The organism is Pseudomonas defluvii (genome assembly GCF_001695625.1).
Taxonomy (GTDB): Bacteria; Pseudomonadota; Gammaproteobacteria; order Pseudomonadales; family Pseudomonadaceae; genus Aquipseudomonas; species Aquipseudomonas defluvii.
This window is the reverse complement of sequence record NZ_MBPN01000036.1, coordinates 38,086-46,038: the sequence shown is the minus strand read 5'-3', so window position 1 is coordinate 46,038 and position 7,953 is coordinate 38,086. Positions and strand designations below refer to the sequence as shown.

Genomic DNA, 7,953 nt, shown 5'->3' with positions numbered 1-7,953 from the left:
TTCGAGGACGCGCACGCCGTGATGGTATTCGTCGGCCATGGTGAGTGCCTGTGCAGTGGGATGACACTGCACAGGCTGCCGCGCGCGCGCGGGTTGAGCGAGCTGGTGAGGTTGTAGCTAGTGGCTTTACAGGTGCTGTTCAGCAATCCATGAAGGAGCGGCCGGGCGTTGTTCGACGTCCGGGAACAGGCTTGACTGGGGCCAGTCGCGCAGGCCTTGGCGATAAACCAGCAACTCGGAAAATCGCTCCGGTGTCAGCGTGGTGGCCAACTGCATGTCCTGCTCATCACGGTGGCGTGTTACCAACCATTCAGTAGCGGTTACCTGACCATCACGCCAATAGCGCTCAGCGGCAGATTGTGCTTCAGCGTTGAGTAACCAAGAACCTGATACCCATACGTGGAACGGGCCAGGACGTTGCTCCGTAGTCAGATCATCGGGCAGGTCACCCAGCGCATCATGTTGTCGAGGATCACCGGTAACGATGTCATAAACAGTACCGCGATAGTCCGCAACAAGCTGCCAGGCTCTGCCGTCCTCAGACCGCACCACTGCCTGTCCGGCAACAGAGGCCGGGGGTGGATCAACATAAGCATTGGCTGGGATCAGCCAGTTTTCTGGCTCCAGCGGATCAGCATCGGCCAAGGACTGACCAACATACTCACGGGTGAATGGGTGAGCACAGTAGATATTCATGGAACCCCTCAATACTTGATGCACGCTAAAAGCGCGAGGTTGCGTGGGCGGGTTTCAGTACCACCTGTAGCCGCCGTGGTGGCAGTTGAGTTCGTTCCTGCACCGTTGGAGTCGGCAGACTTGTTGCCCATGGTGTCAGTGCTGTTCACGGTGAAGTCGTGATCGTGCGACTTCAGTTCGTCAGCCTGGTAACCGCCGAATGCTCGACCTGTATCAATCCCACGGCCATCATCCCAGCCACGAACAAACAGCCCTCGGAGGTCCGGCAACTGAAAGGTCGTAGCGCCATCTCCCGCACCGAATGTCGTGCCGATAGCGCTAAACAAACGAGAATAGGCCGTGCGGCTTACCAACGCGCCATTAGCCTTCAGCCATCCACCTGGCGCGGTGTTGCGAGCGAAGTGAGCCACACAGCCAGCAAACGTAGTGGAGATTGCAACAGAGACGCCGGCAACCGTTACCCACTTTGTATTATCGACCCCTCCCTCTGCGTCAACCTGCAGTGCCTTATCACTGAGTTTCACAGCATCAGTAATGCCATACCCTGCCAGAGTCGTAGCCAAATCAGCTTTTCCGGCCAGTGCATTAGTCATGGTGGCGGCGAAGTTCGGATCATCCCCCAAGGCTGCCGCCAGCTCGTTGAGCGTATTCAGTGCAGCCGGCGAAGAGTCAACCAATGCAGCAACAGCCGCCTGAACAAAAGCTGTTGTCGCCAGTTGCAGGGTGTTTGTACCAAGAGCCGCAGTAGGGGCTGTCGGTACTCCCGTAAAAGCCGGGCTCGCCAAGTTGGCTTTGATCGCACCAAGCGCAGCGACAAAAGCCGTGTTCGCCAATTGTAGAGAGTTCGTTCCAGGTGCTGCGGTCGGCCCCGTTGGGGTACCGGTCAGCACAGGGCTAGCCAGAGGTGCCTTGCCCGCCAGCGCGTTGAGCATCGTTGTCGCAAAGTTCGGGTCATTACCCAAGGCGGTTGCCAGTTCGCTCAGCGTATCCAGAGCCTCCGGCGAAGACGCGACCAGTGCCGCAAGTGCTGCTTGCACAAATGCTGTGTTAGCCAGTTGCAGGGTGTTGGTTCCAGGTGCAGCAGTCGGCGCCTTTGGAGTACCGGAAAAATCCGGGCTGGCCAACGGCGCCTTGAGGGCCAAGGCCTGGTCAATTTGGCTCCTGGTGTAAACGTCGGTCAGACCATAACCCGCAACGGTGGTTGGGTTGGTAGCACCTACCACGCGGCCGTACTTGTCCACGGTCACACTGCGATAGGTGCCAGCAGCAATCCCCGTGCGCCCAAAGGCCATTTCAAAGGCCAGGGCTGAGACACCCAAGTTAATTGGCCCATCGGTGACCAACTGCCATACACCATCACCGTTGATTGTGCCCTTCTCGACATGAACCAACAGACCCGGCGTGACCTTTGCGTTGGCGTCAGCATCTGCTCGACGCGTCCAGGCACCGGCCCCTACCACATAGATACCATTTTCCTTGACGGCGTCCTGATCCTTTACCAGCACCGCAGCACCCGCTGGCAGCACCACAGCATCAATGGTCTGCAGACCGCTAAGTACGATCGGCCCCGTGGTCGCAACCAATACCGAGTGTTTGAAGTCCTGCTTGGCCAGCTCTTCAGTCACAAACTCCCGCGTCGCCAGTACCACGCTGGGGTCAATCTTGAGCTGTACGTTGCTGGAGCTGCTGACCACCAGGTTCATGCGCACAATTTGAGTGCGGCCAGAACCCTGGCTAAGAAGCGGTTTGTAGGTTGGGGCGCAGTTTGCTACGGCAACCAGGTCGCCGTCGGTGTCGTACAGGCCGATCTCACGGATCCAGCGACCACCGATGTCGGCCGGGATGACCTGTTCGGCAACGATGATCGAGGCGTCCTTATCGTCGACTTTGAGTTGGTTCAGCGGTGCTCGGCGCCATTCATTGAGCAAACTGGTCTGACTGGCATTGGGCGTAGGGTCAGTGCCGTTGGCATCCCCCACAGCCATCTGGGTGATTTTCCACGGAATGCCCAAGGCATCCGCGTTGGCCTGCTTCGCCGCGCCCACATTGGTGAGGATGGCGTAGAACTGAGAATTCTGGTCAACCATGTGCAATTTCCAGAGTGTCGATTGTATGTTCGCGTCCACCGCGGCCGATGGTGGTGGTGACCTCGATGTCGCGCTGCGCAGGCGGATAAACGTCTAGTACGTCACCGTCCTGGATTGAGCCGCCGAGGTAGAACTGACCGTTCGCTTCCAAGCTGATGGTCAATCCGGTCAGGTGGCGGGTGAGGGGCTTGGCGTCATCGATCAACCAGGTCAGTTCCTGGTACATCTCCTCGGTGATGCCGGTATCGAGAACGCCGATTTTCAAAGCGAACGTGCCTGGCTCTCCTTCGGGCACGGTGTTGAACCATTCGACGACTTCGATCAGGTAGCCCAAGGGCTCTACCACTCGGCGTAGCGCGCCGATCGTGCCTTTACGCGAGTGGATGAAAAACGACGACCGGATAGCCCGCCGTTTCGCGGCTTCTGGCCATTTGCCGTCCCAACGATCGACAGAGAAAGCCCAGGCCAGGTAGGGCAGCAGCGGCGCGGGGCAGCGGTCAGGGTTGAGCAGGTCGCGGATTGGTACCGGTACGCGCTCGATCTGGGCCAAAGCCTCAGCGGCCTGGCGCTCCAATGCAGTGCTGTTGTCCGGCAGCAGGCTCATGGCTCGCTTCCCACGGACAACTGAATGTCGGTGCAGTAGGGCGCCTGGGCAAGCGTGGCGTTGATGTCGGCCCAGTCCTCCAAGACGACCTTGCGCACGCCCTCAATGTGCAGGGCTGCATGGATGGCCGACTCCGAAACTTGCATGCCCAAGCGTCGGCGTTGGCCGACATAGGCCCGCAGTTTCTGCTCGGCGGCAGCGAGAATTGGCTCGACTTCGGGGCCTTGGCTTTGCAGGAACAGGGTGGCCACGACCTGGTAGGGCACGACTTGGGCGCCCTGTACGGTCAGGCGGTCAGCCACCGGCCGACGGTCCTCGTCATTGAGGTAAGTGCGCACCAGGTCGAGTAGGGCAACATCGGCAGAGCCATCGGGCACAGTGGATTGAATGGTCACCACGGCCACCGCTGGCGAAGGACTGTAGGCCGATGCGTCTGCGACACGGCCAGCGGCTGAGCGGGCGTGGAAAACATAGGCGTTGCGGGGGCCTGCGGTGCTCAGTCCCTCGAATGCCATTTGCGCACGTTCGCGTAGGGCCTCGTCACTTTCCATCACCAGTGGTACCGGTGGGATGGCCTGTAGGGCAGCCGCCTGGATGACCAAACGCTGCACGTTGAAGTTACCGGCCACCTGGTCGAGGTCTGCACCCTTTGCGTAGGCCAGCAGCGAGGCGAGCGAAGCCTCGTTGACTCGCTGCCGCCATACCATCTCGCGGTAGGCGTTCTCCTGCAGCAGTTTGGTAATGGGCTCTGATTCAAGTTCGAGACGTCCTGCAATCTCGGCCTGCTCTTTGGCCGGCCATAGGCTGATGGCGTAGGCTTTGCGCTCGGCGATGATCTGCTCGATGTCTATCAGTTCTACGACGTCGGGCGCGGGGAGCTGGCTGAGGTCGATCGGTGTGAAAGTATTCATGCACTACCCCCAAGTTGAAGCGGCATGCGCATGCTGAATGGCTCATTGTTGTCGACCAGGACGCCTGTCAGTTCCAGTTCTGCCCGGCCGCTGAGACCGGCAATATCCAGCTGTACGCGGGAAAAGCTGACGCGTGGCTCCCAACGCATCAGAGCCATGACACTGGCGGCATAGAGACGTAGGCGGGTGGCGTCGTTGAGCGGCTGATCGATCAGCTCGGGCAGCAGGCTGCCGTATTCGCGACGGGCGATCCGCGTGCCCATGCGTGTGGTGAGGATGTCTTCGACGGATTGGGCAATGTGTGCCCTGGTCGTTACGGTTGAGCCGTTCAAGCGGTTCATTGCTCGGGTGCTCCTGACTTGCCAGGGCCTGGCATGACGCCGCCATGAGGGTGCTTAACCAGGCTGATACCGCCCGCGACCACGTCTTCGGTAACTGTCACCAAGCCTGTAATGGTCTGATTGCCGGTTTGGTTGTAGTCGCCTTCGTGGGTGATATTGCCGACGATTCGGATGCCGCCCGTGCTGACCAGGTCTGTGGTGCCACCGTCTGGCAGTGTGGCGGACAGGTGGTGGGCTTCACTGTCGTACTCGATAACGGCGCCATCGGCGTACGTGCGGCGGTGCAGGCCGGCACGGTCGCCATTGGCCTTGATCGATTCGCTGAAAATTCCGGTAATCGCTACAGCATTGGCGAGCTGCCCGCTCGGCGATAACAGCAGCACCTGCTCGTCGACGGTAGGCGGATCCCATTCCTGATCAGCACCGGCCCGTGGGGCCGCCCAAGGTATCCAGGTGGTGAGCAGGCCTCCTGTGGCCACCTTTACGCGAGGCGGCTTGTGTTGCACCTCGGCAACGGTGCCAAAGCGGATCAGGTTTTCCAGGATGCGGTTGATTTCGGCAATGCTGTTCATGCCGTCGAGGATCGCGCTCCGTGCGCGCGCGTGCAGCAGACGGTGACTGTAGCTGCCGTTCCTACAGGTCGAGGTGAGCGAGCACTGCGTCCTTGAGCTGCTCCAGATCTTCGCTGGAGAAGCCCAAAAGTTCCCGCTGCTCGTACTGTGCCATGGGGCCCCGTGGCGCGATTCGATCGCGCAGGCCGTACTGGTGAATACGTGCGATCCGGGCAATACGGCCGGTGAAACCGACCGTCACACTCTTGGCGTCGCCCTGGGCCTTGAGATAGCTGGCGGTGCGCAGCTTCTGGAACATTTTCGCCTTGCGCTTCACTCGACCCTGTTTCTCACGCAGCTTATGAGGCTTGCGCGGCGTGAACGCCGTACCGTCGGGGTTGTGTTGGGCTTGAATGCGCTGTTGTTGGGCGCGGCGTAGCTGTTGCGCCAGGGTACGGGCCAGCTTTGCGCGGCCAGCGGGCTCAATGCGCTGTAGCAACGGGCCGGCGAAGTCCGCCAGAGCGTCGAGGTCAGCCACGGTCTGGCCGTTTCGGGTGAGGCATGGTCAGGGCCATTCCATCGGGGGATGCGGGCGGTTGCCAGGATGCGAGCGGCTCGCCGTTGGCGTACAGGGTAATTTCTCCCTGATTCTCGTATGGGTCGTATTGGGGTTCATCGGCATGGCTTACGTCTAAGGTGCCGTCGGCCAAACGCTTCACTATCACGCGTTCGGTCAGCGGCAGGGTGATGCTGAGGTCCACCTTGCTCTGGTCGAGGACATCGGCCTCGAACTTGAGCCCCTCGGCAGACTTGTCGAGGTTGGCCAGCAGCTCCGACTGGTTGACCCTCAGCCAGCCCAGGATTGGCAGCATCACGCTATCCGGGTGGCCGGCAAAGTCGGTCAGGATGATCTGCAGCGTGTAGGCGTACTCGAAAGAAAGTCCCGCGGCTGCCGTGCAGCGTATCTTGCCGCTGTCGATGAACATGAGCAGCCGATCAGGGTTGGGCTTCAGGCCTGGGACGGCGGCGAGCAGATGCTCTCGCAGGCTATTGGGCTTGTTCATTGTTCACCTGGTGCAGGTAGACGCGATCGACTTGGGCGGCGCATTCGGCCCAGGCCGATTCAACGGTGTCCTGGTCGTTGAGCAGGTCGCCGTTGTCACTGGGGTTCGTTGCCGGGAGAGTGCACGGCACGACCACCGGACAGCCACTCACGATAAGCGTTGGCGCCGGTGAGGGTGGGGCGCTCGCGCAGCCGGCGAGCAGCGTCAGGCAGAGGCTGGATAACCCATTGGCGAAGCTCTTCGTTTTCATTGGTCAGGCTCACGATCAGGTGTTGTCGGTCGGCCAAGGACTGGCGCAGCTCGCCCTGGAGCTTGAGCAGCAGGGCTTGGCTTTCGCGCTCGCGCTCCAGGGTGGATTTCAGTTCGTTGGCGGTGGCCAGGTTACGACTGGCGATGCCCAGAGCGGTGTCGACCTTTTCCTGCAGGCTCTTGGTCTTCTCCTGCTCGGTGTCGAGGAGCTTCTGTTGTCCCCAGCCCCACAAGCCAGCGGCCGTAGCGGCGAGAAGAACGCCAACCAGCAGCCCGTCGCGAAGCTCCATCACGCGGCCACCTGTCCGCAGCCGCAGTTCTGGTGCCGTTCGAAGGCACGCTGCAGCTTCACGTCGTATAGGTTCCGTTTGTAGTCGGCACCGTTGTACAGCTTGGCCACGGTCGGCCACTTAAGAGCCTTCAGCGCCTTATGCAGCGTGGTATCCGCTTCGATAAAGCGGACGAACGCTTCGAACTGCTCCGACTCGTTGCGAGTCATCGCTGCAACAAAGTCCTGAACGTTGGCATAGCCCAAGCGCTGCCAGTGGAACCCCATAATCTGGAACGCCCCCCAGGAACAGGACTCCAGAGCTGAGGTGTCATCGAGCATGCGGGCATGGGCCAAGCGCTGATGTTCTGCACTCCCACCGATATAACCGCCAGGTTTCGGGTTGACCAGGGCAGGCTGCAAGAGAACAAGTTCGTCCGCATGCTGTTTGAGTTGCACCAGGTCGTCATCGGGTAGCCGCCGCTGCTGAAGCTGGCGGTACATGATGTGACGCTCGAACAGGATCACCGGTTTGCCGTTGTCGAGGAAACCGCGACCCTTGGATTCCACCTCGTTCAAGGCATAGACAGCGCCCAAGGGAACGCCCAGGCGCTTGGCCGCGTTGACCAGATCGGCGTTCTTCAGCAGTTGCTGGCAGTCGGCGCCCTGGAGGCTGTCGAGGGTCTTGGTACCGGCGATCCCATCGGCGACCAGGCCGATGCGGTGTTGGTATGCGCGCACAGCGGCCTCGGTGGCATCACCGAAAGCACCGTCCGCGATCAGCTTGGCGCCATGTTCATTGAGTTTGCGCTGCAGGTCTCTGACCGCCAGGGAGCGGTCACCGTGTCGGATAGCATTCATGCCTGTTCCACCTTGCGTGTGAAGAATTTCTTGGCTGCAGCACGGGTGCCTTCGACGCCCAATAGGCCGATCACCCCGCCGAAGAACGGCGCGGTCGATGCCGGGATGCCGAGTAGGGATAGGCCATGGCTGGCAGCCAAGGCCAATGCGCCGCAAAGCGGAGCCTCCACCACCATGCGGCGAAGTGTTCCTCCGCCGTAGATGATGCGTAGCGCCGCGATGACCAGGGCGAGCGCTCCGGCATACAGGGTTGGCCAGTTCTGTTCGAGCCAGGCGGCAAGCCAGGCCCAGGTGTCGGGACGGTCAGGCATTCGCATAATT

The 7,953-nt window shown here is 60.7% G+C and carries 12 protein-coding genes; all 12 read right to left on the bottom strand.

Annotated elements, in window-relative coordinates; translation table 11 throughout:
• Window positions 1-126 precede the first annotated feature (126 nt).
• Window positions 127-696 carry a phage tail assembly chaperone gene (locus tag EKA13_RS12440; protein ID WP_065759693.1) on the bottom strand — a complete coding sequence of 190 codons (570 nt, stop codon included), beginning with the start codon at window positions 694-696 and terminating at the stop codon, window positions 127-129.
• An 8-nt stretch (window positions 697-704) separates the two neighbouring features.
• On the bottom strand, window positions 705-2,783 hold the full coding sequence (locus tag EKA13_RS28115; RefSeq protein ID WP_218060842.1) for a phage tail-collar fiber domain-containing protein: 2,079 nt from the start codon (window positions 2,781-2,783) through the stop codon (window positions 705-707).
• On the bottom strand, window positions 2,776-3,387 hold the full coding sequence (locus EKA13_RS12425; protein WP_065759692.1) for a phage tail protein I: 612 nt from the start codon (window positions 3,385-3,387) through the stop codon (window positions 2,776-2,778). The genes EKA13_RS28115 and EKA13_RS12425 overlap by 8 nt, the downstream gene beginning before the upstream one ends.
• Window positions 3,384-4,298 (bottom strand): baseplate J/gp47 family protein, encoded by a 915-nt coding sequence (locus EKA13_RS12420; protein ID WP_065759691.1) that lies wholly within the window; start codon window positions 4,296-4,298, stop codon window positions 3,384-3,386. The genes EKA13_RS12425 and EKA13_RS12420 overlap by 4 nt, the downstream gene beginning before the upstream one ends.
• Window positions 4,295-4,639: a GPW/gp25 family protein gene (locus EKA13_RS12415; RefSeq protein WP_065759690.1), complete on the bottom strand. Its 345-nt coding sequence runs from the start codon at window positions 4,637-4,639 to the stop codon at window positions 4,295-4,297. Before EKA13_RS12415 ends, EKA13_RS12420 begins: the two co-directional genes overlap by 4 nt.
• Complete coding sequence (locus tag EKA13_RS12410) at window positions 4,636-5,211, bottom strand: phage baseplate assembly protein V (RefSeq protein ID WP_065759689.1); 576 nt, start codon at window positions 5,209-5,211, stop codon at window positions 4,636-4,638. The genes EKA13_RS12415 and EKA13_RS12410 overlap by 4 nt, the downstream gene beginning before the upstream one ends.
• A 61-nt stretch (window positions 5,212-5,272) precedes the next feature.
• Entirely contained in the window at window positions 5,273-5,728 is a 456-nt protein-coding gene (locus EKA13_RS12405) for a phage virion morphogenesis protein (protein ID WP_065759688.1), read from the bottom strand.
• Complete coding sequence (locus tag EKA13_RS12400; RefSeq protein WP_065759687.1) at window positions 5,721-6,254, bottom strand: phage tail protein; 534 nt, start codon at window positions 6,252-6,254, stop codon at window positions 5,721-5,723. Before EKA13_RS12400 ends, EKA13_RS12405 begins: the two co-directional genes overlap by 8 nt.
• Complete coding sequence (gene lysC, locus EKA13_RS28110; protein WP_245704330.1) at window positions 6,238-6,456, bottom strand: Rz1-like lysis system protein LysC; 219 nt, start codon at window positions 6,454-6,456, stop codon at window positions 6,238-6,240. The genes EKA13_RS12400 and lysC overlap by 17 nt, the downstream gene beginning before the upstream one ends.
• On the bottom strand, window positions 6,350-6,793 hold the full coding sequence (gene lysB / locus EKA13_RS28370; RefSeq protein ID WP_065759686.1) for an Rz-like lysis system protein LysB: 444 nt from the start codon (window positions 6,791-6,793) through the stop codon (window positions 6,350-6,352). The genes lysC and lysB overlap by 107 nt, the downstream gene beginning before the upstream one ends.
• On the bottom strand, window positions 6,793-7,632 hold the full coding sequence (locus EKA13_RS12390) for an N-acetylmuramidase domain-containing protein (protein WP_065759685.1): 840 nt from the start codon (window positions 7,630-7,632) through the stop codon (window positions 6,793-6,795). The genes lysB and EKA13_RS12390 overlap by 1 nt, the downstream gene beginning before the upstream one ends.
• Window positions 7,629-7,943 carry a phage holin, lambda family gene (locus EKA13_RS12385; RefSeq protein ID WP_065759684.1) on the bottom strand — a complete coding sequence of 105 codons (315 nt, stop codon included), beginning with the start codon at window positions 7,941-7,943 and terminating at the stop codon, window positions 7,629-7,631. Before EKA13_RS12385 ends, EKA13_RS12390 begins: the two co-directional genes overlap by 4 nt.
• Window positions 7,944-7,953 lie beyond the last annotated feature (10 nt).

Coding starts and splice junctions, on each gene's coding strand:
- lysB (WP_065759686.1), bottom strand. CDS start 6,793: ATGGAGCTTCGCGACGGGCTGCTGGTTGGCGTTCTTCTCGCCGCTACG.
- EKA13_RS12410 (WP_065759689.1), bottom strand. CDS start 5,211: ATGAACAGCATTGCCGAAATCAACCGCATCCTGGAAAACCTGATCCGC.
- EKA13_RS12420 (WP_065759691.1), bottom strand. CDS start 4,298: ATGAATACTTTCACACCGATCGACCTCAGCCAGCTCCCCGCGCCCGAC.
- EKA13_RS12425 (WP_065759692.1), bottom strand. CDS start 3,387: ATGAGCCTGCTGCCGGACAACAGCACTGCATTGGAGCGCCAGGCCGCT.
- EKA13_RS12390 (WP_065759685.1), bottom strand. CDS start 7,632: ATGAATGCTATCCGACACGGTGACCGCTCCCTGGCGGTCAGAGACCTG.
- EKA13_RS28115 (WP_218060842.1), bottom strand. CDS start 2,783: ATGGTTGACCAGAATTCTCAGTTCTACGCCATCCTCACCAATGTGGGC.
- EKA13_RS12440 (WP_065759693.1), bottom strand. CDS start 696: ATGAATATCTACTGTGCTCACCCATTCACCCGTGAGTATGTTGGTCAG.
- EKA13_RS12400 (WP_065759687.1), bottom strand. CDS start 6,254: ATGAACAAGCCCAATAGCCTGCGAGAGCATCTGCTCGCCGCCGTCCCA.
- EKA13_RS12415 (WP_065759690.1), bottom strand. CDS start 4,639: ATGAACCGCTTGAACGGCTCAACCGTAACGACCAGGGCACACATTGCC.
- EKA13_RS12385 (WP_065759684.1), bottom strand. CDS start 7,943: ATGCCTGACCGTCCCGACACCTGGGCCTGGCTTGCCGCCTGGCTCGAA.